Here is a 25,512-nt window from a genome sequence, read left to right as displayed (position 1 = left end):
GGCTTACCAGGCGTCTTTGAGGTCGGCGTGCTGGCGGACCCACGTGTGCATCACGATGCCCGCCGCCACGCCGGCGTTGATCGACCGGGTCGTGCCGAACTGCGCGATCGAGACCACGAGTGAGGCCGAAGCCTGCGCGTCCTCGGACAAACCAGGTCCCTCCTGTCCAAAAAGGAGGATCGAATTCCTTGGCAGCTCAACGGTTTCGACCGGAACCGAGCCTGGAGTGTTGTCGACGGCGACGATCTTCAGGTCGTTCGACTCGGCGTACGCGACAAGACCGGAGACATCCGCGTGGTGCTCGAGGTGCTGGTACCGATCGGTGACCATCGCGCCACGGCGGTTCCATCGGCGCCTGCCGACGATGTGCACGGCAGCTGCCGCGAAAGCGTTGGCAGTGCGGACGACCGTGCCGATGTTGTGATCATGCTGAAGGTTCTCGATGGCCACATGGAACGGATGCCGACGGCTGTCCACATCGGACACGATCGCCGAGCGGCGCCAATACCGGTAGGCGTCGACGACGTTGCGGCGGTCGCCGTTCTCGAGCAGCTCAGGGTCGTACCGCTCGTCGGCAGGCCACTCGCCTTCCCACGGCCCGACGCCGACCTCTTCACGCGCGACCCACTCCGTGGGCCCGGTCTCGTCCGGCTCAGCAGTCACGCACTGATTGTCGCTCAGCCCAGCCGGACGCGGTGCGCCGGTGCGTCCTCGTGGTGACGGTGGCGCCACCGCTGGTACGCGCCGACGTAGGAGATGACCACGATCGCCAGCGCGATGACCACGACCATCGGCAGCATCGGCCTGGGGAAGACGGTGCCGTAGAGGTAGTAGGCGTTGAACCCGCCGGGCAGGTCGCCGAGACCCTGCTGGTGGCGGAAGTAGTTCTCGAGCGCGGTGAACGGGCACGGGATCGGGAAGATGTTGACCAGCACACCCCACAGCACGGCGGCCAGATGCGCGAAGATGAGCTTCGGCCAGCGCCAGGCCAGGAACCCGCCGAAACCGATCGCGAGCAGCGCCAGTATGTGCACGGCTACCGTCAGGTCGGCTAACACTGCTGCCATCACGACCCCCTTCGCGATCCCCCGGTCATTTTCGACGGTACTCCGGGAACGCTGAGAATGCGTCGACAAAACGACCTGCCGACACAGAGTTCAACCCAAAGCGCGAATCCGTTTACCCAGCGTGTGGGCTCGGCGGCAGGTCTTCGGGGAACTGGGGGATGCGGCCCGGTGGGGGCGGTGGCTTTTCGCCGGGAGGGAATTCCGGCTTTTTGCCGGGGTACTGCGTCGGCGTCTCATGGGGGTACTGCTCCGGCGCGCCTGACGGCTTTTCGCGGCGCGGAGGCGGTTTCGGCTTGCCGGGCGGGCCCGGCGGAGGCGGGGTGTCCATGTACTGGAAGTTACCCCCGCCTCACGCAGGGCGCAGGCTGGTCCGCTACCGGCGAACGGGCTTACGAAAGCCCGAGGTCGTCCTTGCCGAGCAGGTAGCGGTACTCGAGGCCTTCCTTTTCGACGGCCTCGCGGGCGCCGGTGTCACGGTCGACGACCGTCGCTACGCCGACGACGACGGCGCCGGCCTCACGCAGCGCCTCGACGGCGGTCAGCACGCTGCCGCCGGTGGTCGAGGTGTCTTCGACGGCAAGCACGCGCTGACCCAGCACCTCGACACCTTCGATGCGCCGCTGCATGCCGTGCGTCTTCATCGACTTGCGGACGACGAAGGCGTCGAGCACGACGCCGTCGGACGCGGCCGAGTGCAGCATCGCGAGCGCGACCGGGTCCGCGCCGAGCGTCAGGCCACCGACCGAACCGAAGTCCCAGTCCGAGGTGAGCTGACGGAGCAGCTTGCCGATCAGGGGCGCGGCCGCGTGGTGCAGCGTCGCGCGCCGGAGGTCGATGTAATAGTCAGCTTCCTTGCCAGAGGCCAGGGTCACTTTGCCGTGTACCACGGAAAGATCCGTGACCAGCCTCGCCAATTCGAACTTCGCCGCTTGATCCAATCCGGGGTACGCCACGGCCGGAATCCTCGCATACGCACTCTCAGTCATCGGCCAGAGCCGCCTCGGCGGGGCGGCCGCTGGTGGCCGCCCAGGCCGGGACCAAAGTCGAGAAGAGGGCGAGCGCGCCTGCGATCCCGGCAATGATCAAGTAGATCGACAACGGGCCGGTCGGGAGCACCGAATCGGTGACGACCAGGCAGAACGGGACGATGGCTCCTGCGGAGACGATCGTGCCGAGTGTCACGCCGACCACCGCGATCAGCACGCCTTCCATGCCCATCATGCGGAGTACCTGGGCGCGAGTGGCGCCGGTGAGGCGTTGCAGGCCGAACTCGCGGCGCCTGCGCATCGTGCCCATCACCAGCGTGTTGACCACCGAGATCACCGTGTACGCCATGATCATGCCGATCAGCAGGTAGTTGACCCACTCGCCGATTTCGCGGCCTTTCACGTGCGCGGCGAACAGCGCCTCACGGCCCGCGACGGTCACGCCCGGCTGGGCCAGCTGTCCCAGGTCCGCGGTCCCGCGAACCAAGATCTGCGGCGCGAGCCCGGTCGTGGTGTGCGGCGCGATGGTCTCGGCGGGCATGAGCAGGCTTTCGAAGCCCGCGCGTGCCGGGAACACCGCCACGACCAGCACCTCGGTGACAGCCCCGTCGCCGAGCATCACCACGAGCCGGTCGCCGACCTTGTGCCCGAGCGACTCCGGCATCGCGACGGTGTTGCCGTGCAACGCCGCCAGTGTTCCCGAAGACGGGACCGCGGCCGTGGTCTGCGCCGCGCCTTCCGCGGTCACGCCCAGCACCGGGATGCCGTCGTCGTCGGTCTCGCCGAACGGCTTGAGGATGAACACCTGGCTGGGCACATACTCCGAAGCACCCGTGACACCTGGCGTGGCCTTGACCTTCTCCAGCAGCGACGGGTCGAGCCCGGCGGGTGCGCTGATCACCGCGTCGGCGCGCAGGTTCTCGGTGAACGCCTGGTCGGAGACCGCGGCCTGGGTGGTCTGCAGGTAGATGTTGGCGGTCGCGATACCCGTGGCCAGCATGATCGGGGTGACCGCGGCGGCGATGCGCACGCTGCGGCCTCGCGCGTTGAGCATCGCGAACCGGCCGCTCACCCCCGACAACGCGCGCAACGGCCACTGCACGACCGCGACCAGCATCTTCGTGACTCCAGGGCTGATCATCGCCAACCCGATCGCCCACAGCATCACCGCGGGGCCCGCGGTGCTCGCCGCGACCGGACCGGTCATCACCGCGACCGTCACGATCGCCAGCGCACTCCCGCCGCCGAAGCACAGCACGGCCACGATCACGCGAAGCGGCGTCAGCCACTGCCGCTGGACACCGGCCTCCATGAGCGCCTCGGTCGGCCGGGTCCGCGCGGCCCGGTTGGCCGCGAGCAGCGCGCCGAAGAACGCGGCCAGCGTCGCCGCGCCCGCGGCCGCCACCACCGGGATCCAGCCTTGGTGGAACTCGACAACTGGCGGAACCACACCGTTTTCGACGAGCTGGTCGAACAGCCAGCGTCCCAGCACCGACCCGAGTAGCCCGGCGATCCCGGTGGCCAGCACCGAGACGACCATCGCCTCGCCGAGCACCATCCGGCGCAGCTGCCTCGGTGTGGTGCCGATGGCGCGCAGCAGCGCCAGCTCACGCATTCGCTGCTGCACCGACAACGCGAGCGTGCTGCCCACCACGAACATAGCGACCATCACCGACAATCCACCGGACACCGCCGCGAGCACGATCAGCGCTTCGCCGCTGGTGACGGCTTCGGGGAATTCGATGGTGCCCCGGTCGTCGCCGGTCAGCGCCAGCGCCGAGGTGCCACGAAGCGCGGCCGAAAGGTCGGTGTTGACCGGAGCGAAGACGCCGATGACATCGACGTAACCCGGATGCCCCGACAGTCGCGCCGCCTCGTCGTCGGAGAAGAACACCGAGGGCTTACCTGCCGCGTGCCGCGGCGCGGCGATGCCGGAGATCCGGAACGACTCGACGCGGCCGGGCACCGGCAGGTCGATCCGCTCGCCGACCGTGCCCGACTCGACGACGACCTCCCCCTGACCGGGTGCCTTGCCGGAGGTCAGCGTGTACGGCGTGAGCGCGGCGGAAGACCAGCCGTGGCCGACCGCCTGCCCCGCAGGGAACGAGATGTCCGCGACGACCTGCTCGACGCCGGGCACCGCGCGCAGCTTCGCGACCAGTGACGCGTCGAGCCTGACCTTCTCCGGCAGGTTCGCGGTCTCGGTCTTGAGGTCCTTTTCGGGGTCGCGCTCGGCCGGATCCTCCTTGGGGATCTCGAGCTGCTGTGCGCCCGCGACCACGATCGGCGTGCCGGCGAGCCGCTGAGGCTGCACGGCCGTGCGGATGCCGGTCTCCATCAGCCCGCCGCACGCCATCACGATCAGCGCGCCGAAGAACATCGCGACGAAGGTGGCGAGGAAACCGCCTTTGCGCAGCCGCAGCGTGCGCATCGCCATCCGCAACATCAGACACCGACCAGTTCGCCGAGGTGGGTCATCCGCTCGGCAACGACCGCGGCGGTCGGCGCGTAGATCTCGTCGACCAGCCTGCCGTCCGCAAGGAACACGACGCGGTCGGCGTAGGACGCGGCGACCGGATCGTGCGTGACCATGACGACGGTCTGCCGAGTGCCCTTGAGCAGCCCGAGCACGTCGGCGGCGGTACGGGTGTCGAGCGCGCCGGTCGGTTCGTCGGCGAACACCACCGCGGGCTTCGCGATCAGCGCACGCGCGATCGCGACCCGCTGCTGCTGGCCGCCGGACAGTTCGGACGGCAGGTGCTTGCGGCGGTCGGCCAGCCCGACACTGGCGAGCACCTCGCGCACGAACTTGCGGTCGGCCTTACGCCCGGCCAGCATCTGCGGAACGGTGACGTTCTCCTCCACCGTCAGCGCCGGGAGCAGGTTGAACGCCTGGAAGATGAAGCCGACCCGATCACGCCGCAGCTTCGTCAGCTTGGTTTCGCTCAGCGTCGACAGGTCCTGGTCGTCGAGGATGACGCTGCCCGACGTCGGCCGGTCGAGCCCGGCGGCGCAGTGCAGGAAGGTGCTCTTGCCGGAGCCCGACGGCCCCATCACCGCGGTGAAGCCGCCACGCGGGAAGCCGATGCTGACGCCGTTGAGCGCCGCGACGCCGGAGTCGCCCTTGCCGTAGACCTTGCGGACACCGTCGAGGCGGACCGCGTCATTCCCCAGTTTCATAGGGAAAACGCTAGGCATCCAGCACCCCGAACTCCCTGGGGCGCACGAGCGTCTTCGGGGTGGGGCTAGCCCTACATAGCCATATCTAGCGATTTGGCTATATATGCCTATAGACACCTAGCCGGAGTCGTGAGTGTTGCGGCCGGTGGTTGAACGTTGTGAACGGGGCGTTCGCAACGCTGAGCGACGCATAAGCGCCGTTAGTTCCGTCAGCACCCGCTCGAGAAGGCAGGCCAAGCCTCAACTATCCGGCATTGGGTTAGAACCGTCGGCAACACTCACGAGGTTTAGGTGCGGTTGCGGCCACCTACGCGGTTGCCGATGACACGCAACAGCGGGCGCGGGATCAGCTGGCCGAGCGTGACCACGGCCTTGTATTGGAAGCTCGGCACCGAGACCGCCTTGCCACGGCGCAGATCGGCCAATGCCTCGGTGACCACCTGCTCGGGCTTGAGCCAGAACTTCTGGGGACCCGGCTTGTCGAGGCCGGCCCGCTCGTGGAACTCGGTCGTCGTGAATCCGGGGCAGAGCGCCATCACGCGAACGCCGGGCGGCAACGCGGCGGCGACGCCTTCCGAAAACGAGGTCACCCAGCTTTTGCTGGCTGTGTAAGTGGATCCGCGGCCTCGGAAGAACCCGGCGACCGAGCTGACGTTGATCACGTCGCCGCGGCCGCGCTCGATCATGCCGGGCAGCACCGCCCTGGTCAGCCGCAGCACCGCGGTCACGTTGACGTCCAACTGCGCCTGGAGGTCGTCTTGCGAAACCGTCCAGAATTCACCGTTGAGCCCGAAACCCGCGTTGTTCACCAGCAGGTCGACGTCCTCGGTCAGCCGTTCTTCGACCAAAGCCCGGCCCTCGGCGGTGGACAGGTCGGCTGGCAAGGCTGAAGCCTCGATGGAGTGGTTTTCCGAAAGTTCGGCGGCGAGCGCGGCGAGCCGGGCGGCGTCACGGGCAACGAGCACGAGGTCATATCCCTCCGCGGCCAATGTGCGCGCGAACTGGGCGCCGATGCCTGCGGTGGCTCCGGTGATCACTGCGGTGCGGGTCATTTCGCCACCGTAACGCGGTGAACCCCTGACATGCGACGGTGCTGGTCGGGAAGTATCGTCCCGCGCATGGGTCGGCACAGCATGCGCAAAGCCCGCTATCTTCCCAAGGTCGCCGCGGGCGCCGCGCCACTCGCGTTCGTACTCGCCGGGCAGGCAGCCTGGGCCGCCGACCTGCCGATCGAGCACCGCCATTCCGGCTCACTCGACCGCGGGCTCACCCAGGGCAGCACCGACCGCCCCGGTGAGAACAGCTCGTTCCTCAACGGTTTCCTCACGGCCAAGAGCACCGACGTCATCACCGGCAAGCTCCCGGACGGCAACACCGTCACCGCGGGCACCACCAACGCGAGCCACGCGGAAAGCTCGCTGAACCGCCGCGAGGAGTGGGCGCTCGACCCGGCGCAGGCCGTCGCAGGCGTGCTCTCCGAGACCGACGCGCACCTCGCCACCGAGACCGACCACGAGGACGGCCTCCGGCTGCCGAACGGCATCGACCTGCTCAGCCAGCACTCCGAGGCCCCCGAGCTGCACCTGACCAGGACCAACCTGCTCAACGGGAACGCGCACGGCGCGCACGCGCTGTCCGACCTCGGCGGCGCGGCCGGGCTCACCAGGTCGTCGGGCCAGGCGGCCGACCTCGGCGACCTCGGCGCGGTCGGGACGAGCTCGGAGCAGTTCGCGCGCGGCTCGTTCACCGGGCTGCTCGACCTGAGCCAGTCCGGCGGCACGGTGGCGAACGGCTTCGACGGCGCGTTCAACCAGGCGCACGCCGTCGGCGGTCACCTCGGCGGGCTCTCGACCTCGGTCGCAGGCGCGCAGTCGGGCAAGCTCGGCTACTTCGGTGCCTTCAAGGGCACGCTGCCCGGGGTGGTCGAGGGCGGCGAGACCGCGCTCGGCAACTCGTTCAACGGCGACCTCGGCATCGAGCACGTCGCCGCGCTCAACGTCAACACCGCGACCGACTTCACGGGCGCCGCCGCCATCAGCCAGCCGCTGACCGGCGGGCCGTCGACCCGGCAGAACGGCAAGTTCGCGCAGGAAGTCGGCGGCAGCATCGGCTTGCTCGATCAGGCGCCGGTCGCCGGCGGCCTGCGGATCACCGGCCTGCCGCTCGACATCCAGCCTCAGTAGAAACGGGATAGAGCAGGCTTAACTCCAGGCCGGAGTTATTGAGGGGAAACGCAAAGGTGGCGCGCTCGCGGACTCGGCTTGGGCGTGGGGGTCGTGAGCGGTATGGCCGGTTCTAACCGGCGAAAACACTCACGACCTCTCTCACCCAGGCCGCCTGGGGCCTGCCATGTTCGGCTTCGCCCGCTTTATCCCGTCAGTAGGAGTCGGGGCGCTGCTGCTGGTCGGGTGAGTGGACCTGCTCGCCTTCGCCCTGCCAGTGCTTGCCGGGTGCGGGCGCCGCGGTGGCACCACCGGCCGAGCCGTCGCCGAACTCCTCGTCGAACGGGTCGACGATGTCGGCGATCTCGCCGAGGTCGCGCAGCAGCCGCTCCAGCCTCGACGGCCCGGCGTTGGGCGCGGCGCTGGCCAGCACCCATTCGTTCTCGAGCCAGGCGACGCCGACGTCGCCGCCGAGCGAGTCGGCGGCGTCGACCAGGTCCTGGGTGATGATCAGGCGGGCGGCGTCACCGTCGTCGGCGAAGGCGTAGCGCTGGCCGATCGGGCCGAGCATCTCGGGCATCCCGTCACGCTGGAACGGGACGCTGGCCAGCCACATCTCCAGCAGCGTCTGGTGCACGCGGTTGCAGCGCACGGCGACGACGACCGCCGGGATCTGGCCGTTCGACTCGATGTCGAAGATGAACACCGGGCGGCGGCCGTCCGAGGTGAAGGTGGAACCGGCGACGACGTTGACCGCGGCCTCGGCGCCGAAGTAGCCGAGCGCACCACCTTGCCACTGCTGAGGCAGCCGCTCGTCCTCTTCGACGAACTGCCAGCCGCGCAGCTCGGCCCAGCGCATCCGCTCACGGTTGCGCGAGCCCTCACGCGCTCTGTCGGCAGCTAGCAGCCCGAGCCCCGCCACCAATGCGACAGCGGCGATGACAAACCAGATCCACGCCGGAATACCCACGTAGACAAGCGTATCCCCCGGCCGCCTCCCAAGAGATCAGCCGGGGGAGTGTCGCACCGACTCATTTGGATTAGTCGACGCGTCCGACCACCAAGGAGTCGCTCGCCTCGAGCTCCGGAATGTCGACACGGACGGTGTCGCCGTCGCGGATCTCGCCGCCGAGCAGTGCCTTGGCGAGTTGGTCGCCGATGGCGGACTGAACCAATCGACGGAGCGGTCGCGCGCCGTAGATCGGGTCGAAACCGTTCAGCGCCAGCCATTCGCGGGCACCCTCGGTGACCTCCAATACCAGCCTGCGTGCCGAGAGCCGCTTCGCGAGCCTGTCGATCTGAATGTCCACAATGGACGTCAACTGCTCGGTGCCGAGCGAGTGGAAGACCACAATGTCGTCAAGTCGATTCAGGAACTCGGGCTTGAAGTGGCGTTGCACCACCGACAGCACCGCGTCACGACGGCCACGCTCATCGAGCTGCGCGTCCGCGATGGACTGTGAGCCCAGGTTGGACGTGAGCACCAGGATGGTGTTGCGGAAGTCGACCGTGCGGCCCTGACCGTCGGTGAGCCGCCCGTCGTCGAGTACCTGCAGCAGCACGTCGAACACGTCCGGGTGCGCCTTCTCGACCTCGTCGAGCAGCACCACCGAGTACGGCCGCCTGCGCACCGCCTCGGTCAGCTGGCCGCCCTGGTCGTAACCGACATAGCCGGGCGGGGCGCCGACCAGGCGGGCCACCGAATGCTTCTCGGCGTACTCGCTCATGTCGATGCGCTGCATGGCACGCTCGTCGTCGAAGAGGAACTCCGCCAGCGCCTTGGCCAGCTCGGTCTTGCCGACGCCGGTCGGGCCGAGGAACAGGAACGACCCGGTCGGCCGGTCGGGGTCGGCGACGCCGGCCCGCGCGCGGCGGACCGCGTCGGACACCGCGGTGACCGCCTCCGGCTGGCCGATGACACGGCGCTGGAGCTCCTCCTCCATCCGCAGCAGCTTGCCCGTCTCGCCTTCGAGCAGACGGCCTGCCGGGATGCCGGTCCACGCGCTCACCACGTCGGCGACGTCGTCAGCGCCGACCTCTTCCTTGAGCATGACCTGCTGCTGGGTGACGGTCTCGCTGACCGCGGTGGCCGCTTCGAGCTCCTTCTCCAGCGCCGGGATGCGGCCGTAGCGCAGCTCGGCGGCGCGGCCGAGGTCGCCGTCACGCTCGGCGCGCTCCGACTCGCCGCGCAGCTGCTCCAGCTGCTCCTTGAACTCGCGGACGCGTTCGATCGCGCCCTTCTCGTTCTGCCAGCGCGCGGTCAGCGCGGTGAGCTGCTCACGCCGCTCTGCCAGCTCGTGGCGCAGCGCGGCCAGCCGCTCCTTCGAGGCGACATCGTCCTCTTTGGACAGCGCCATCTCCTCGATCTCCATCCGGCGCACCGCGCGCTCGACCTCGTCGATCTCGACGGGCCTGGAGTCGATCTCCATGCGCAGCCGTGAGCCAGCCTCGTCGACCAGGTCGATCGCCTTGTCCGGCAGGAACCGGGCGGTGATGTACCGATCGGACAGTGTCGCGGCCGCGACCAGCGCGGCGTCCGTGATCCGGACACCGTGGTGCACCTCGTAGCGCTCCTTGAGCCCGCGCAGGATGCCGATGGTGTCCTCGATGGACGGTTCGCCGACCAGCACCTGCTGGAAGCGCCGCTCCAGCGCCGGGTCCTTCTCGATGTGCTGGCGGTACTCGTCGAGCGTGGTCGCGCCGACCATCCGCAGCTCACCGCGGGCGAGCATCGGCTTGATCATGTTGCCCGCGTCCATCGCGCCCTCGCCGGTCGCGCCGGCGCCGACGATCGTGTGCAGCTCGTCGATGAAGGTGATGACCTGGCCCGCGGAGTCGGTGATCTCCTTGAGCACGGCCTTGAGCCGCTCCTCGAACTCACCGCGGAACTTCGCGCCGGCGACCATCGAGCCGAGGTCCAGGCCGATGACCCGCTTGCCGCGCAAGGACTCCGGCACGTCACCGGCGATGATCCGCTGGGCGAGCCCCTCGACGATGGCCGTCTTGCCGACGCCAGGCTCACCGATCAGCACCGGGTTGTTCTTGGTACGCCGTGAAAGCACCTGGACCACGCGGCGGATCTCGGTGTCGCGGCCGATGACCGGGTCGAGCTCACCGGCGCGGGCGCGCTCGGTCAGGTCGACGCCGTACTTCTCCAGCGCCTTGAACGTGCTCTCCGGATCGGGGCTGGTGATCCGCGCCGAGCCGCGGACCTTGCTGAACGCCTCGCGCAGCGCGTCGGGCGTCGCGCCGTGACGGCGCAGCAGGTCGGCGACGGGGCCGCCTTCGGTGGCCAGTCCGACCAGCAGGTGCTCTGTCGACACGTACTCGTCGCCGAGTTCGGTCGCCAGCTTCTGCGCGTGGGTCAGCGCCTTGACGGCGTGCGTGTCGAACTGCGGGCTCGACACGGTGGCGCCGGTCGCCGACGGCAGCGCCTGGATGATCGGCTCGAGTTCCTTGTGCACCTGCGCCGGATCGGCCCCGACCGCGGTCAGCAGCGGCGCGGTGAGGCCCTCGCCCTGCGCCAGCAGCGCGCCGAGCAGATGCGCGGCGGCGACATAGGGGTTTCCGGCCATGGTGGCGGCCTGCGCGGCCGACGAGATGGCCTGCTGGGTCTTCGTGGTCGGGTTGAAAGCGTCCATCCCTCACCTCTGTCGAAAGTACTGTTCGCTATCCCTAACGTCAGAAAAGTTGAGTCTGTTCCGCTCAACCCTGAATCGGTGTCACGGCGTCCTCCGGCAGCCGCGGCCCGAGCCACCCGAGCCCGGCGACGGCCAGGCAGGCGCACGCCGCGACCAGCACCCATGGCAACCAGACTGCCAGCGAAAACAACCCCGCGACAGCCGGGGCCAGCACCGACGAGAAGGTGAACGCGTACTGGTACGCGGCCAGATAACGTCCGCGCGCCGTCGGTGGTGCCGCCGCTTCGGCGAGCGCGCCGCCGCGCGGGCCGAAGACGAGTTCGCCGGCGGCCAGCACGAGTGTGACGGTCATCAGGTACAGCGGCAGCGCGTCGAGCGGCACGAAGATCGCCACGAAGCTCAGCGCCGACCACACCGCGAAGAGCCCGGAACCGAGCCGCATCGCACCGATTCGGGTGAACCGGCGGGTATGCCGGAGCGCGAGGGTGCCGCTCATGCTGAAGGACAGCGTGAACACGGCCAGTATCGCGCCAGGCAGCCAGCTCGGGCCGCGCAGCCGGTCGAGCACGAACACCGGCATGCCGACGAGGAAGAAGTCGAGCGAGAGGGTGAACAACCCGCAGAAGAGGATCAACGCCAGGTAGGGCCGGTTCTTCGACACCCGCGCCGGCACCTTCTCGAAGCGCGCGACCTTGTGCGGGGCATGCACGAACACGGCCACCACGCCCGCTGCGACCATAAAGGTGAACGCGTCACCCACAAGGGCGGTGCGGTAGCTCGACGGCACGAAGGCCGCGGCGAACGCGCCAGCCCCGAAACACGCCGTCCGCACCATGGCGACCAGCGCGAACGGACGCTCCTTCGGCACGTTCCCCGCCACATCGGCGACGAGCACGTACAGCGCGCAGTAGAACAGCTGCTGGCCGACCGCGACGATCATCGCCACCGCGACCACGGTCACGATCCCGTCGGCCACCAGGTACAGCGAAACGCCGGTCGCCTGCACGAGGAACGCCGTGATGACCACCCAGCGCGGGCCGATCCAGTCGACCAGATGCCCGGCCACCGGCGGCACCGCGAACGCCACCAGCCCGCCGGCGGTGATCGCCATCCCCGCGACACCGAGCGGCAGCCCGATCTCGCGGGTGACGTAGAGCAGGACGAGCGGCAGGAAGAGCCCCGTGCCGAAGTTGTCGATCCCGAGCGCGATGAGCAGCGCGGCCCGGCTTCTCGTCACATCCCGAAACCTAACCGGTCAAAAAGCACCGGCACAGACTCCGTAGGGTTACGAAACTTCGCACTTGACCTCGGTCGCAAGGGCTTTGCGTAGATCTTCGTTCATCGCCGCGAGACGCTGCGTCAGATCTGTCACCTGATCGGCGTCCCAGCCGGCCAGCGCGTGTGTCATGAAGTCCAGATAGCGCCCGCGCCACGCCAGCAACTCCTCATGGCCGCGCTCGGAAACGCTGATGAGCGACGCCCTGCCGTCCTCCGGCGCGGGGCGCCTGTCGATCAGCCCCGCCGCGGACAGCTGGGCGATCTGCCTGCTGACGACCGAGATGTCGACCATCCGGCGTTTGGCGACATCCGACGGGCGCGACTCGCCGAACTTGGCGAGATCGGAGAGCAGCATCGCGGCCGCCGGGTGCAGGCCTGGGTTCGCCTGCCAGACTTGCATCAGCCAGGCGTGCTGCAGCTGCGAAGAGGTCTTCAGCTCCCGCATGAGCTCGACGCGGGCGTCGTCCTCGCTCTCAGTGCCAGAGCTCATCTTCGACCTCCAGAATGCTTGTATCATACAAGTTTAGGTAAACCGGTTGCACAGGGCAACTACTTACCGAGTGACCCTCAGTACACCCGGACGGAGCAACAATGCGGGCAAAGGGCTGGTCTCCGGCTACCCTGCGGACAGCCCGGAAACGCCGGTCGATCAACACATAGGACACATGACAGCCGACGCGGTTAGCCCACTTCCCCGATCTTCCACCCACCGGGAGGCCCCGCCCGCCGTCACGGCGATGGTAGGGCTCATTCGGGATGCGTGGGACAAGGCCGAGCCGTTCCTGCCCGAGATCTCCCAGTTCTTCTACGGGATGCTCTTCACGCTCGCGCCTGCCACCCGTGACTTCTTCCCGATCAACATGGAAGTCCAGCGTGGCCGCCTGGTGCGCGCGCTGGTGCACATCGTGCAGATGGTGGACCGGCCCGACGACCTCGTCCCTTTTCTCAAGCAGCTCGGCCGCGACCACCGCAAGTTCGGCGTCATCCCCCGGCACTACGAGGCCGTCGGCACCGCGCTGCTCGCCTCGCTGAAGAACCACCTCGGCCCGGAGTGGACGCCGGAGGTCGAGCGCGCCTGGGCTGAGGCGTTCACCATCGTCGCGCGCGCGATGCAGGACGCGGCCGCCGCCGACCAGAGCCCGGCTTCGTGGAGCGCGACCGTCGTCGAGCACCGCAGACTGACCTGGGACCTGGCGCTGGTGCGGCTGCAGCCGGAGCACCCGGTGCCGTACCTGCCTGGGCAGTACATGAGCGTCGAAGTCCCGCAGCGGCCCCGGTTGTGGCGGTATCTCTCGCCTGCCAACGCGCCGCGCGAGGACGGCGGCATGGAGTTCCACGTGCGCGCGGTCGACGGCGGCTGGGTGTCGCGCGCGATCGTGAGCCACACGCAGTCCGGTGACATCTGGCGGTTCGGCCCGCCGCTCGGGCGGATGCGGGTCGACCGCGAAGCCGGGCGTGACGTGCTGATGATCGCAGGCGGCACCGGGATCGCGCCGATCAGTTCGATTCTCGACGATCTCGCGCAGTGGGGCGAGAACCCCAAGGTGCGGGTGTTCTACGGCGGGCAGACCCGCGAAGACCTCTACGACCTCGAACAGCTGCGCGCGCTGGCGGCCACGAACCCGTGGCTGACCGTGGTGCCGGTGATCGAACGCGGTCCCGGTCTCGCGGGCGGCGAAAGCGGCACGCTCGCCGAGGCCGTCACCCGATACGGCGCCTGGCCGGGTCACGACGTGCTCGTGTCCGGCTCCCCCGCGATGATCAGGGCGACCGTCTCGCGGATGCTCGTGGCCGGTACCGCTTTGGACCAGGTGCAGTACGACCCGTTCACCATCGACTAAGGGGACTTCCGTGCGAATTCCGGTCGCAGAAGGCACCATCGAGGGCTACCTGGCGGAACCGGAAGGCGAAGGGCCCTTTCCCGGCGTCGTGGTCATCCACGATGTACTGGGGCACGGCGAGGACGCGCGGCGGATCACCGACCGGTTCGCGAAGGACGGCTATCTGGCACTGAGCCCCAACATGTACTCGCGCGGCGGGGCGCTGCGCTGCATCAGGGGCGTGTTCCGGGACCAGTTCCGGGGCAGCGGCCAGGCTTTCGACGACATCGAGGCCGCACGCAAAGCACTCATCGACCGTCCGGATTGCACCGGAAAGGTGGGAATAGTCGGGTTCTGCATGGGTGGCGGGTTCGCGCTCGTCGCCGCGGCGGGCGAGTTCGACGCTTCCGCGCCCTACTACGGCTTCCTGCCCAAGAACCTGTCCGTGCTGGACGACGCCTGCCCGATCGTCGCGAGCTACGGCAAGAAGGACCTGGGGCTGCGCGGAGCGGCCGCGAAGCTCGAGAACGAACTCAGCTCACGCGGGATCCCGCACGACGTCAAGGAATACCCCGACTGCGGGCACTCCTTCGCGAACCGGATGAAGCCGGGCATGATGACCACGCTCGCCAAGATCACCGGCATGAGCTATCACGAAGCGTCCGCGGAGGACGCCTGGAGCAGGGTGCTCGCCTTCTTCTCCGAGCACTTGTCGGACCGCACCCCGAAGTAGTCACCACCCTTCTTGTGGACGTCATCGGTACCCCACGCGCGCTCGGCCGTCGCCTTCACCAGGCGCGGAATGTGCTTGCGGCAGTGGACATACGCTTCGTGGACCCACAACACGACCCAGCGGTCAGCCCGCCTGCCGCGCTCCTGTTCGACTGGGATCCATGGGCACGCCGTGCGGATCTCCTCGTCGGTCACCATATAGCCGGCGCCGTTGACGTGCAGTCCGATGAGCGCGTGGGAGAAATCGATTAACAGCAGGCTGACGTGCGGATTTTCGGTGATGTTCCCGAGGCTCGCGAGTACTCCGTTGCCGCGGTACTCGGGGTACGCGACCCGCTTGCGGTCGAGCACCTTGAGAAAACCCGCCGGACCTGCCCTGAACGAGCAATCGGTGTTGCCCCCGCTGTCGGCGGTCGCGATGAACGCCATTTCCATCCGCTGGATGAATTCGATCATCGCCGGATTCAAGTGATCTAGCATTTGATCTTTATAGAACCGCTCGGCACGCGCGGTAGTACCGTAGGCGCACTGCAGCAGATCCTCGGCGGTCATAGCAGAGCACTTTCGCACAGATACCTGCGAAAACACTGTTCGGGCGAGAAAAATACGTTACTGCACGAGTGTGAACTACGCTGCGCGACTCCCTGTGAACACCTTGGTCCGTTCGAGCCTAAAGCGCTCACGATCGTGCACATGCACGGGAATCGGGATTACAGTCGTCGACTCTCGGGGCCTGCACAAACGATCAGGAGCATCTTGACTGCCAACGAGATCATTCCACAGACAACGGCAAGGCCGATGCCATTCCCGCGCGTGAGCGCGGATCGGACGGTGCGGCTTGTTCGTGAAAGTTTCGCGGCCGTGGAATCGCAGACGGCGGAGCTGTCCCAATACTTCTATGGCGTGCTGTTCAGTGTCGCGCCGGAGACCCGAGATCTTTTCCCGATTAACATGTCAATGCAGCGTGATCGGCTGCTGCATGCCTTGGTACACATTGTCCAGATGGTCGACCAGCCCGCGGAATTGTTGCCATTCCTCAGGCAACTAGGTCGCGACCATCGGAAATTCGACGTGGTGTCGAGGCACTACGAAGCCGTCGGCGTCGCGTTGATCGCAGCGTTGAAGCGGTTCCTCAAGGACAAGTGGACATCCGAAGTGGAGCACGCGTGGACGAGCGCGTACGACACCATCTCCCGTGCCATGCGCGAAGCGGCGGCGGCCGACACCGGGCCGGCGTGGTGGCCTGCGACGGTGCTGGAGAACCGCAAACTCAACCGGGAACTGTCGATCATCAGGGTCCGACCTGACAAACCCTTGCCCTATCTCGCGGGCAACCACATCAGCGTCCAAGTGCCACAAAGACCGCGTATGTGGCGGTACCTCTCACCGGCCAACGCACCCCGCGACGACGGGACACTGGAGTTCCACGTGCGAGCGGTGCGTAACGGGTGGGTGAGCCGCGCGATCGTGCAGTACACCCGCGCGGGTGACATGTGGCAGCTCGGTCCGCCGCTCGGCAGTCTCGCCGTCCGCCGGGCGACAGGCCGGGAGCAACTGCTCATAGCAGGCGGAACGGGCATCGCCCCGTTGCGCGCCATCATCGAAGATTTGGCCAGGTGGAAGACAAATCCCGTGGTGCACCTGTTCTTCGGCGGCGCGGACCCCGAGTCGCTCTACTGCCTCGGCGAGCTGCGCGCGCTCGCCGCGACGAGCCCGTGGCTGAAACTGGTGCCTGTCACCGAGGACGACGTGCTCACTGGAGGTGAGCAAGGAACGTTGCCGGACGTGGTCGCCAGGCGCGGTCCGTGGCAGGAACACGACGTGCTCGTTTCGGGCTCGCCGTCGATGGTCAGGGCGACCATCGCGCGGCTGACATCCGGGGGAACACCGCACGAACGCATTACCTACGACCCGTTCACGGTCGACTGAGCGGCGCTGCCGGCCTTACCCTTTCGCACATGGTGGAGATCCCGGTTGCGGACGGCAAGATCGACGGATATCTCGCGAAACCCGAAGGCGCGGGGCCACACCCCGGTGTCGTGGTGCTCCACGACGCGATCGGCCTCGGCAAGGACATCAAGGGCATCGCCGACCGGTTCGCGGCGGCGGGTTATCTAGCGCTGGCGCCGGACCTGTTCTCCCGCGGTGGCAGGCTTTCGAGCAGCAAGGCCGTGTTCGAGAACATGCTGGAGGCACAGGGCCGCGCCTTTGAGGACATCGAATCCGCGCGCCTGTTCCTGGCCGACCAGGGCGCGAGCAAGGTCGGTGTCGCGGGCTTCGGGATGGGCGGCGGGCTGGCACTCGTCGCGGCGTCAAGCAAGTTCGACGCGGCCGCGGCCTACTACGGCTTCCTGCCCAAGGACATGTCCATCTTCGACGGCGCCGCCCCGATCGTCGCGAGCTACGGCAAGAACGACATCACGTTGAAGGGCGCGGCTTCCCTGCTCGAACTGGACCTGCTCAACCGCGGCATCACGGCCGACGTGAAGGAGTACCCCGAGGCGGGCCACGGCTTCGCGACCAAGCCCCGGCTCGGCGCGCTGAGCAAGGTCGTCAAGGCGGCTCCCGGGCATCACGCCGAGTCCGCTGAAGACGCCTGGCGCCGGGTGACCACCTTCTTCGGTGAACACCTGCGCTGAGCTCGCGCGACCCAATCCACACAAACGCCACTTCTGTAACGCTGACGGTTACAAAAGTGGCGTTTGTTTCGTCGGAGCCTTGGGGGGTCAGCCCCGTTTTTTGGGTTTCCAGACCACCAAAGCGGTCTGAGGCATGGGAACCAGGTCGCGGCGGTAGGACGCGTGCACCGACGCGGCCGTGTTCTGAGCCGCGGCGTACGCGGCGGCCAGTTCGTCGGTGAGCATGGCCACCTGGTCGCGCAGTGCGTCGACCATGTTCTCGAGTTCGATGATGCGCTTGATGCCCGCGAGGTTCACACCGTCCTCTTGGGACAGTCGCTGGACCTCGCGGAGCAGCGCGATGTCGCGCATGGAGTAACGGCGGCCGCCGCCACTCGTACGGCCGGGCGAGACGAGCCCGAGCCGGTCGTACGAGCGCAGCGTCTGTGCGTGCAGTCCGGAAAGCTGTGCCGCGACGGAGATGACGAAGACGGGAGTGTCCTCGTCAGCCCCTGATGGCATTCCACCCAGCATCACGCACCTCGTTCCCGAAGCAGTTCGGTGATCTCCGGCCTTGGGTCATGCTCGGCCATCGCCTTGGCGTATGCCTCGAGGGCCTCGCGTGCCGCATCGTCCAATTTGGACGGTACGGACGCCTGGAGCGTCACGAGCAGGTCGCCCTGTGCGCCGTCTCGCTTGGTGATGCCCTTGCCACGGGCGCGAAGGGTGCGCCCGCTCGCCGTGCCGGACGGGACCTTGAGCGAGATCTTGCCGTCCAGCGTCGGCACCGTGATGGTGCCACCGAGCGCGAGCTCGGTGAAAGAGACCGGAACGGTGATGGTCAGATCCAGCCCCTTGCGGCCGAACACCGGGTGATCCGCGACGTGCACGCGGACGTACAGATCGCCTGCCTGCGCGCCACCTCGGCCCGGTTCGCCCTGGCCTGCCAGCCGGATGCGCTGGTCGTCGCTCACCCCTGGCGGGATGCGGACGGTCAGCGTGCGCGTCTTCGAGCTGATGCCCTCGCCGGCGCATTCCGGGCACGGGTCGTCGATGATCGTGCCGCGGCCGCGGCAGTCGCGGCACGGCTCCGAGAACGCGAACGAACCCTGACTGCGGCTCACCAGTCCCGACCCGGAACAGGTCGGGCAGGTACGCGGCGTGGTACCGGGCTTGGCGCCGTTGCCGCCACAGGTCGAACATGTCGCGGGGCTCGACAGCCGCAACGGCAGCGTCGCGCCCTTGACCGCCTCGATGAAATCGATGCGGACATCGGTCTCGACATCGGCGCCACGCTGCGGGCGGTTCGCCGTCGCACCGGCCGCCTTGCCACGGCCGAACAAGCCGCCGAGTATGTCGCCGAGCCCGCCGAAGCCGCCCTGCTGCTGACCGCCTGCGCCACCGAAGATGTCGCCGACGTCGAAGCCACCGGGCTGGCCGCCGCCGAAGCCACCGAAACCGCCGGAGCCGAAGAGGCGCTTGGCCTCGTCGTACTCCTTGCGCTTCGCCGGATCGGACAGCACGCCGTGCGCCTCGGAGACGGCCTTGAACTTCTTCTCGGCCGCGTCGTTCCCGGGGTTGGCGTCGGGGTGGTTCTCCTTCGCCAGCTTGCGGTACGCCTTTTTGATCTCGTCCGCGGTGGCGTCGGAGGAGACGCCCAACTCACGGTAGAAGTCCTTACTGATCCACTCCCGCGGGCTGCTCATGTCAGGCGTCTCCTCCTCTCTTGCTCTTAGCGGTTGTTCTCATCGACGAACTCGGCGTCGATCGGCAGCTGGCCCTCGACGGGCGCGTCCACCGGCGGCGCGGCGGCAGGCTCGTGGTCGGTGACCGTGACCAGCGCCGCGCGCAGCACGCGTTCGCCGAACTTGTAGCCGCGGCGCATGACGACGGTGACCGTCGGGCCGTCGACGTCCGGGGACGTGTTGTGCTGCACGGCCTCGTGCACGCTCGGGTCGAAGGCCTCGCCCTCGGCGCCGAACGATTCGAGGCCCGCACGCTGAAGCCCGGCGACCAGCTTGTCGCCGACCGCCTTGAACGCGCCGGTCAGGTCGCCGTGCTGGGCGGCCCGCTCGAGGTCGTCGAGCAGCGGGAGCAGGTCACCGACGACCGAGGCCTTCGCGTTCGCGACGACCTGCTCGCGGTCCCGGTCGACCCGCTTGCGGTAGTTGGCGTACTCCGCCTGCAGTCGCTGCAGGTCGGCGGTGCGCTCCGCCAGCTCCTTCTCGACACCTTCGGTCGCGGACACGGCCTCGTCCACAATGGACTCCCCGAGCGAGGGCCCGGCGGGTTCCGCCGGGGCCTCGTGCGCGGGCTGGTGCTCGCGCACCTCGCCCGTCTCCGGGTCGATCCTGCGCCGGTCCCGCACCACGACGGGCTCCTCGGGACCCCTGTCTTCGGATTCCTCGTGGCGTCCGGTCACTTCTTCTCGGCCCCCGGCTTCTCGTCGTCGACGATCTCGGCGTCGACGACGTCGTCATCGGCCTTCGGAGCCTCGCCGGCGGTGGCACCGGCGGTGGCCCCTTCGGAACCGGGAGCGGCCTGCGCGTTGGCGTAGAGCGCGGTGCCGAGCTCCTGCGAAGCGGTGTTCAGCTTCTCGATGGACTCACGGATCTTGGCCGAGTCGGTGCCCTTGAGCGCCTCGTTGGCCTCGTCGATCGCGGACTTGACCTTGCCCTTGAGCTCCTCGGGCAGCTTGTCCTCGTTGTCCTTGACGAACTTCTCGGTCTGGTAGACCAGCGTCTCCGCCTGGTTGCGGGTCTCCGCCTCGTCGCGGCGCTTCTTGTCCTCCTCCGCGTGCTCCTCGGCGTCCTTGACCATGCGCTCGATGTCTTCCTTCGGCAGCGCGGAGCCACCGGTGATCGTCATCGACTGCTCCTTGTTCGTGCCGAGGTCCTTCGCGAGGACGTGCACGATGCCGTTGGCGTCGATGTCGAAGGTGACCTCGATCTGCGGCACGCCACGCGGGGCGGGCGGCAGGCCGGTCAGCTCGAACATGCCGAGCTTCTTGTTCTGCGCGGCGATCTCACGCTCACCCTGGAACACCTGGATCTGCACCGACGGCTGGTTGTCGTCCGCGGTGGAGAAGATCTCCGAGCGCTTGGTCGGGATCGTGGTGTTGCGCTCGATGAGCTTGGTGAACACGCCGCCCTTGGTCTCGATGCCCAGCGACAGCGGGGTCACGTCGAGCAGGAGGACGTCCTTGACCTCACCCTTGAGCACACCGGCCTGCAGCGCGGCGCCGACGGCGACGACCTCGTCCGGGTTGACGCCCTTGTTCGGCTCGCGGCCGCCGGTCAGCTCCTTGACCAGGTCGGACACGGCGGGCATACGGGTCGAGCCACCGACGAGGACCACGTGGTCGATGTCGCCGACGGCGACACCGGCGTCACGGATGACGTCGTTGAACGGCTTGCGGGTGCGCTCCAGCAGGTCGTTGGTGATCTTCTGGAACTCGGCGCGCGAGAGCTGCTCGTCGAGGAACAGCGGGTTCTTGTCGGCGTCGACCGTGATGTACGGCAGGTTGATGCCGGCGCTGTTCGAGCTGGACAGCTCGATCTTCGCCTTCTCGGCCGCCTCGCGGATGCGCTGCAGCGCCATCTTGTCCTTGGTCAGGTCGATGCCGCTGGACGCCTTGAACTTGTCGACCAGCCAGGTGACGATGCGCTCGTCCCAGTCGTCGCCACCGAGGTGGTTGTCACCGGAGGTCGCGCGGACCTCGACGACGCCCTCACCGATCTCCAGCAGCGAGACGTCGAACGTGCCGCCACCGAGGTCGAAGACCAGGATGGTCTGTTCCTTCTCGCCCTTGTCCAGGCCGTACGCCAGCGCGGCCGCGGTCGGCTCGTTGACGATGCGGAGCACGTTCAGGCCCGCGATCTGCCCGGCCTCCTTGGTGGCCTGGCGCTGCGCGTCCTCGAAGTACGCGGGGACGGTGATCACCGCGTCGGTGATCTCCTCGCCCAGGTACGCCTCGGCGTCGCGCTTGAGCTTCATCAGCACACGGGCGCTGATCTCCTGCGACGTGTAGGACTTGCCGTCGATCTCGGTCTTCCAGTCGGTGCCGACGTGCCGCTTGACGGACCGGATGGTGCGGTCGACGTTCGTCACGGCCTGGTTCTTGGCGGGCTGACCGGTCAGCACCTCGCCGTTCTTGGCGAAGGCGACGATGGACGGGGTGGTGCGGGAACCTTCGGAGTTGGCGATGACCGTCGGCTCGCCGCCCTCCAGGACGGCGACGACCGAGTTGGTCGTGCCGAGGTCGATGCCGACCGCTCGTGCCATTTTCCTACTCCTCCTGTTTTTCAACCAAGCGTGCGTCTGCTGGTGTGCGTTGAGCGGAGTCCGCTCAAGTTTCCGGGGAGAGTCTGCCACGTCTGTCAAACCAGACTTGAGTGGGCTGGACTCAACCTTCTTGCCGGGTCAACGAGCGGGCACCGCCGGTTGTTCCCGAGCCGGTCAGCACCGCGTGCTGCGATCCGGGACAACCCCGCTGACCAGGTATTTCGCCTCTTGAACCCGCACACAGGCCGAGTTGTAGAGGCCGGTGTGACCGTCGGCGGCGTAGGTCAGCAGGTGCCCGCCGGAGATCCGCGAGACCAGCCCGCGTGCCCAGACGAGCGGGGTCGACGGGTCGTGCTCGCCCCCGACGACCAAGATCGGCGGGACGTCGCGGACGTGCTCGGGCCGCGGCGGGAATTGGGCCTTGATCGGCCATCCGGCACAGCCTGAGGCCAGCTCCCACATCTCCGAGTAGTGCCAGGTGTGGGGAGCCAGTTTCCGCACCAGGCTCGCCGAGACCCGCATGTCGGCCGCGCTGGTGAACGGCGACGGGAAGTCGTGGCAGCCGATCACCCGAAAGGATGATCCATATTCCGTGCCCAGCGACGAGAGGCCGAGCAGCGGCTCCAGATCAGGCTTGTCACCGGTCGCGTTCGCCAGCAGTTTCGACAGCGGCGGCCAGGCCTGGGTGAGGATCAGCCCGCCATAGAAACCGTTCGCCAGCCGCTCCGCCCGCGGGTCCCGCATGAGCTGGTCGTAGCGGGCGATGACGTCCTGGCCCCGCAGCGCGCATTCGTCGGTGGTCTGGCACCAGGCAGCGAAGCGATGCAGCGCGTCCTCGCCCGCGATGGCCTCGTCGGCGATCGTCAGCCGCATCGGGCGCGAGTGGTCGAGTGCGCCGTCGAGCACGGCCGCGCGCACCCGCGACGGGTACTTCGCCGCGTACGTCGCGCCGACCTCGCTGCCATAGGAAACGCCCAGCCAGGAGATCTTCGGCTCGCCGAGCGCGCGCCGGATGGCATCGATGTCGTCGGCCACGCTGACGGTATCCACGTGCTCGGCGACCGGCCCCGTGCGCGCGAGGCAATCCCGTCCAGCCGCGCGGTTGAGTTCGATGAGCCGCTGGTAGGCGGCATTGTCGCGAGGGAACATGCCGATCGACGGGTCGTACAGCTTCGCCGGATCGCACTCGATCTTCGGCGTGCTCTCGCCGACCCCGCGCGGATCGAAGCCGATGAAGTCGAACCGCTTCCGCAGCTCGGCGAACTCGGGCGTCGTCGTGCCGAGTTCACCTCGGCCAATGGCGCCAGCGCCTTCACCGCCCGGTCCGCCGGGGTTGGTCAGCAGCGAACCGATGCGGTCGCCGGACGCGGGGAGCTTCGACACGCGGATCGAGATCTTCGCGCCCTCCGGCTTGGCCCAGTCCAGCGGCACCGGGACGTTCGCGCACATCAGCTGTGAGAACAGCGGGGTCGGGCAGGGCTGCCAGTCCAGCGCAGGGGTGGCCGCGGGTGCGACAGGAGCGAGCAAGGTCAGTGCGAGCGCACGGATCATGCCGGCTTCACCGTCACGGTGCCGGTGCCGGTGTTCACGTCGAGATCGTTCGGCGAGCTCGCGTCGTCGGGCACGGTGATCTCGGTCTTGCCGACCTTGGCGCTCGCCTTCATCCGGTACCCGCCGGACGGCACGGTCACCGTGACGTCGCCGATGTCGGCCAGCGCCCACACTCCGCCCGGCTTGCTGAGGCTCATCTCGATGTCACCGGTGTGCACGTGTGCCTTCAGTACACCCGAAACGTGATAGGCCTTGATGTCGCCGACGTCGCTGCGGACGTCCACGTTCACCGCGCGATCGATCTGCACGTGCCCGGTGCCGGTGACCCCGGTGATCGCCAGCTCGCGCGGCAGCACCACGTCGTAGACGATCCCGCAGTTCTCGCCGCAGCCGCTGAGCACCAGCGTGCCGTTCTCGACCCGGTACGTCTGCTTCGGCCTGCTGACCTTGAAGGTGATCTGGCGCCGCACACTGACCGGCGCGCCGTCCTCCACCCGTACGTGCACGTCGCCGACCGGTACGTCGAACCTGACCGAGGTGACCGGCTCGGTGATCGGGCCGCCGTCATCGATCTTCTCGGTCGCGACGCCACACCCCGAAAGCGCGAGAACCCCGGCCACTGCGAAGAGCAGTTTCTTCACGATTTCCCCTCTTGGTAAGGCTTGTCAGGCAACGTTGACGGTGACGTCGCCGCTGTCCGTGTCGAGCTGCAGCGTCCGGGGCGCCGACGAGTCGTTGACCACGTCGATATCGCGCGAACCGCTGTCGGTGCTGCCTTTGACCTGGTAGCGGTCCTTCGGCACAGTGATCTTCACACTGCCGCTGTCGGCCTGCGCGGTGACGTCCTGCGCGGTGTCGAGGCTGAGCTTGATGTTGCCGGAGTCCGTCTTCGCCTCGGCCTTGCCGCGCAGCCGGTCGCCGCTGATCGAGCCGGAACTGGTCTTGACCTCGATGTCCTGGCCGATCCCGCTCAGGTCGATGTCGCCGGAGTCGACGTTGACCTTCACCAGGCCCGCGACATCCGTGATCTTGACCGAGCCCGAGTCCGCCTTGACGTCGGCGCTCGCGACGCCGGTCAGCTCGATGCCGCCGGAGTCGACGTGACCGGTGACGCTGGTGTTGAGCGGGACGGTGACGTCGTAGTCGACGGAGCAGTTCCAGCCGCACGAGCCGAGCACGAGTTGCTCGCCGTCGACCTTGTAGGCGTCACCCGGTTTGCTCCACTGGTAGGAGAAGCTCTGGCGGACGGTCGTCTGGGTGACGTTGGCGGCGTGCACCTTGACCGTGCCGTTGTCGTTGTCGATGCGCACCTCGCGGATCGGCGCGCCCACCTCGCCGCTCGCCTCCGCCGAAGACGGCCACCACCACCCGAACCCCATGACCACCCCGAGCCCGATCAGTGCGATTCCACCCAGTGCCAACGCGGGGCGTGCCATATCTTCAGTCCCTCCAGTGCAGGTTCCCTCGCAGCAAGACGCTAAAGGGGTGACGCTGGTGCTCACATCCGGGTAACCCCCGTATTCGTCCCTGAGACGTTCCCCGGGGCTACGCTCGAACTCCCGTGACCAGGAGGTAACTCATGCCGCAGGCGCCCAACCCGTACGACTTCCTCCCCCCAGTGCCGTCCTTCAGCTTGCGCAGCAACGACATCGCCGACGGCGAGACGCTGGCGAAGCCGCAGCTGAGCGGCATCTTCGGCGCGGGCGGCGAAGACGTGTCGCCGCATCTGGCGTGGGCGGATTTCCCCGCGGAGACGAAGAGCTTCGCCATCACCTGCTTCGACCCCGACGCGCCGACCGCCAGCGGTTTCTGGCACTGGGCGGTGTGCAACATCCCCGTCTCGGTCACCGAACTGGCCGCCGGGGGCGAACTCCCCGAGGGATCCGTCACGCTCAAGGGGGACGGCGGCGTCCGCCAGTACCTCGGCGCGGCACCGCCTTCCGGCCACGGCCAGCACCGCTACTTCTTCGTGGTGCACGCCGTTGACGTCGAAAAACTCGAAGTCGACGAGTCGGCGACGCCGGCCTTCCTCGGCTTCAATCTCTTCATGCACTCGCTGGGCCGCGCGACCATCATGGCGGTCTACGAAGCCTAGGTCGTGAGTGTTTGGGGGGGGGGGGGCGGGCGGGGGGGCGCCCACGCCCCCAACGGGGGGGTGGTTGTGTATAAAAAAAAAAAAACACACCACGACAA

The 25,512-nt window shown here is 67.9% G+C and carries 25 protein-coding genes; 6 read left to right on the top strand and 19 right to left on the bottom strand.

Going from position 1 to position 25,512, the window contains the following annotated elements:
* Nucleotides 1-3: 3 nt before the first annotated feature.
* From ACFV15_RS34680 to ACFV15_RS34650, 7 genes are all read right to left on the bottom strand, one after another.
* Nucleotides 4-663: a TrmH family RNA methyltransferase gene (locus ACFV15_RS34680; protein WP_378355861.1), complete on the bottom strand. Its 660-nt coding sequence runs from the start codon at nt 661-663 to the stop codon at nt 4-6.
* 14 nt (nt 664-677) lie between these two features.
* Nucleotides 678-1,067 (bottom strand): DUF2784 domain-containing protein, encoded by a 390-nt coding sequence (locus ACFV15_RS34675; RefSeq protein ID WP_378355859.1) that lies wholly within the window; start codon nt 1,065-1,067, stop codon nt 678-680.
* Nucleotides 1,068-1,179: 112 nt separating this feature from the next.
* The gene (locus ACFV15_RS34670; RefSeq protein ID WP_378355857.1) at nt 1,180-1,395 is read right to left on the bottom strand and encodes a hypothetical protein; all 216 of its coding nucleotides are present in this window, start codon (nt 1,393-1,395) and stop codon (nt 1,180-1,182) included.
* A 61-nt stretch (nt 1,396-1,456) separates the two neighbouring features.
* Nucleotides 1,457-2,020, bottom strand: a complete 564-nt coding sequence (gene pyrE / locus ACFV15_RS34665; protein ID WP_378355886.1) for an orotate phosphoribosyltransferase — start codon at nt 2,018-2,020, stop codon at nt 1,457-1,459.
* A 25-nt stretch (nt 2,021-2,045) separates the two neighbouring features.
* Entirely contained in the window at nt 2,046-4,499 is a 2,454-nt protein-coding gene (locus tag ACFV15_RS34660) for an ABC transporter permease (protein ID WP_378355855.1), read from the bottom strand.
* Entirely contained in the window at nt 4,499-5,233 is a 735-nt protein-coding gene (locus ACFV15_RS34655; protein ID WP_378355853.1) for an ABC transporter ATP-binding protein, read from the bottom strand. The genes ACFV15_RS34660 and ACFV15_RS34655 overlap by 1 nt, the downstream gene beginning before the upstream one ends.
* A gap of 287 nt (nt 5,234-5,520) precedes the next feature.
* Nucleotides 5,521-6,285 (bottom strand): SDR family NAD(P)-dependent oxidoreductase, encoded by a 765-nt coding sequence (locus tag ACFV15_RS34650; RefSeq protein ID WP_378355852.1) that lies wholly within the window; start codon nt 6,283-6,285, stop codon nt 5,521-5,523.
* Between the two features lie 66 nt (nt 6,286-6,351).
* On the opposite strand from ACFV15_RS34650, the gene ACFV15_RS34645 reads away from it, so the two are divergent.
* The gene (locus tag ACFV15_RS34645) at nt 6,352-7,416 is read left to right on the top strand and encodes a hypothetical protein (RefSeq protein WP_378355850.1); all 1,065 of its coding nucleotides are present in this window, start codon (nt 6,352-6,354) and stop codon (nt 7,414-7,416) included.
* A gap of 193 nt (nt 7,417-7,609) precedes the next feature.
* Here ACFV15_RS34645 and ACFV15_RS34640 read toward each other — a convergent pair whose 3' ends face one another.
* The 4 genes from ACFV15_RS34640 to ACFV15_RS34625 form a co-directional block, all read right to left on the bottom strand.
* The gene (locus ACFV15_RS34640) at nt 7,610-8,365 is read right to left on the bottom strand and encodes a hypothetical protein (RefSeq protein WP_378355848.1); all 756 of its coding nucleotides are present in this window, start codon (nt 8,363-8,365) and stop codon (nt 7,610-7,612) included.
* Between the two features lie 70 nt (nt 8,366-8,435).
* Entirely contained in the window at nt 8,436-11,036 is a 2,601-nt protein-coding gene (gene clpB, locus ACFV15_RS34635; RefSeq protein WP_378355846.1) for an ATP-dependent chaperone ClpB, read from the bottom strand.
* A gap of 64 nt (nt 11,037-11,100) precedes the next feature.
* The gene (locus ACFV15_RS34630) at nt 11,101-12,273 is read right to left on the bottom strand and encodes an MFS transporter (RefSeq protein ID WP_378355844.1); all 1,173 of its coding nucleotides are present in this window, start codon (nt 12,271-12,273) and stop codon (nt 11,101-11,103) included.
* Between the two features lie 48 nt (nt 12,274-12,321).
* A complete protein-coding gene (locus ACFV15_RS34625) occupies nt 12,322-12,804 on the bottom strand; it encodes a MarR family winged helix-turn-helix transcriptional regulator (protein ID WP_378355842.1) in 483 nt (160 codons plus the stop codon).
* 175 nt (nt 12,805-12,979) lie between these two features.
* Here ACFV15_RS34625 and ACFV15_RS34620 point away from each other — a divergent pair, with 175 nt between their 5' ends.
* Together ACFV15_RS34620 and ACFV15_RS34615 are read left to right on the top strand one after the other, a co-directional pair.
* Nucleotides 12,980-14,155 (top strand): globin domain-containing protein, encoded by a 1,176-nt coding sequence (locus ACFV15_RS34620; protein ID WP_378355840.1) that lies wholly within the window; start codon nt 12,980-12,982, stop codon nt 14,153-14,155.
* A 10-nt stretch (nt 14,156-14,165) separates the two neighbouring features.
* Complete coding sequence (locus tag ACFV15_RS34615) at nt 14,166-14,867, top strand: dienelactone hydrolase family protein (RefSeq protein WP_378355838.1); 702 nt, start codon at nt 14,166-14,168, stop codon at nt 14,865-14,867.
* Here the strand turns inward: ACFV15_RS34615 and ACFV15_RS34610 are convergent.
* Nucleotides 14,786-15,322, bottom strand: coding sequence for a pyridoxamine 5'-phosphate oxidase family protein (locus ACFV15_RS34610; protein WP_378355836.1), 537 nt, complete (start codon nt 15,320-15,322; stop codon nt 14,786-14,788). The two genes, ACFV15_RS34615 and ACFV15_RS34610, sit on opposite strands and share 82 nt — an antisense overlap.
* Nucleotides 15,323-15,664: 342 nt before the next feature.
* Here ACFV15_RS34610 and ACFV15_RS34605 point away from each other — a divergent pair, with 342 nt between their 5' ends.
* Together ACFV15_RS34605 and ACFV15_RS34600 are read left to right on the top strand one after the other, a co-directional pair.
* Nucleotides 15,665-16,795, top strand: coding sequence for a globin domain-containing protein (locus ACFV15_RS34605; RefSeq protein ID WP_378355834.1), 1,131 nt, complete (start codon nt 15,665-15,667; stop codon nt 16,793-16,795).
* A gap of 29 nt (nt 16,796-16,824) precedes the next feature.
* Nucleotides 16,825-17,505, top strand: coding sequence for a dienelactone hydrolase family protein (locus tag ACFV15_RS34600; protein ID WP_378355832.1), 681 nt, complete (start codon nt 16,825-16,827; stop codon nt 17,503-17,505).
* Between the two features lie 87 nt (nt 17,506-17,592).
* On the opposite strand, the gene ACFV15_RS34595 is transcribed toward ACFV15_RS34600, so the two are convergent.
* From ACFV15_RS34595 to ACFV15_RS34565, 7 genes are all read right to left on the bottom strand, one after another.
* Complete coding sequence (locus ACFV15_RS34595; protein WP_378355831.1) at nt 17,593-18,018, bottom strand: heat shock protein transcriptional repressor HspR; 426 nt, start codon at nt 18,016-18,018, stop codon at nt 17,593-17,595.
* Entirely contained in the window at nt 18,018-19,190 is a 1,173-nt protein-coding gene (gene dnaJ, locus ACFV15_RS34590) for a molecular chaperone DnaJ (RefSeq protein ID WP_378355829.1), read from the bottom strand. Before dnaJ ends, ACFV15_RS34595 begins: the two co-directional genes overlap by 1 nt.
* 26 nt (nt 19,191-19,216) lie before the next feature.
* Complete coding sequence (gene grpE, locus ACFV15_RS34585; protein WP_378355827.1) at nt 19,217-19,906, bottom strand: nucleotide exchange factor GrpE; 690 nt, start codon at nt 19,904-19,906, stop codon at nt 19,217-19,219.
* Nucleotides 19,903-21,768 (bottom strand): molecular chaperone DnaK, encoded by a 1,866-nt coding sequence (gene dnaK / locus ACFV15_RS34580; protein ID WP_378355825.1) that lies wholly within the window; start codon nt 21,766-21,768, stop codon nt 19,903-19,905. The genes grpE and dnaK overlap by 4 nt, the downstream gene beginning before the upstream one ends.
* 174 nt (nt 21,769-21,942) lie before the next feature.
* Nucleotides 21,943-23,319: an alpha/beta hydrolase gene (locus ACFV15_RS34575; RefSeq protein WP_378355823.1), complete on the bottom strand. Its 1,377-nt coding sequence runs from the start codon at nt 23,317-23,319 to the stop codon at nt 21,943-21,945.
* Nucleotides 23,316-23,960: a hypothetical protein gene (locus tag ACFV15_RS34570; protein ID WP_378355821.1), complete on the bottom strand. Its 645-nt coding sequence runs from the start codon at nt 23,958-23,960 to the stop codon at nt 23,316-23,318. Before ACFV15_RS34570 ends, ACFV15_RS34575 begins: the two co-directional genes overlap by 4 nt.
* A gap of 24 nt (nt 23,961-23,984) precedes the next feature.
* Entirely contained in the window at nt 23,985-24,755 is a 771-nt protein-coding gene (locus ACFV15_RS34565; RefSeq protein WP_378355819.1) for a DUF4097 domain-containing protein, read from the bottom strand.
* A 143-nt stretch (nt 24,756-24,898) separates the two neighbouring features.
* On the opposite strand from ACFV15_RS34565, the gene ACFV15_RS34560 reads away from it, so the two are divergent.
* A complete protein-coding gene (locus tag ACFV15_RS34560; RefSeq protein WP_378355817.1) occupies nt 24,899-25,414 on the top strand; it encodes a YbhB/YbcL family Raf kinase inhibitor-like protein in 516 nt (171 codons plus the stop codon).
* The last annotated feature ends 98 nt before the right edge of the window (nt 25,415-25,512 follow it).

The organism is Amycolatopsis sp. NPDC059657, from assembly GCF_042734395.1.
Classification (GTDB): domain Bacteria; phylum Actinomycetota; class Actinomycetes; order Mycobacteriales; family Pseudonocardiaceae; genus Amycolatopsis.
Note: the sequence above shows the minus strand (reverse complement) of the source record. Positions and strands in the feature narration are given on the sequence as shown.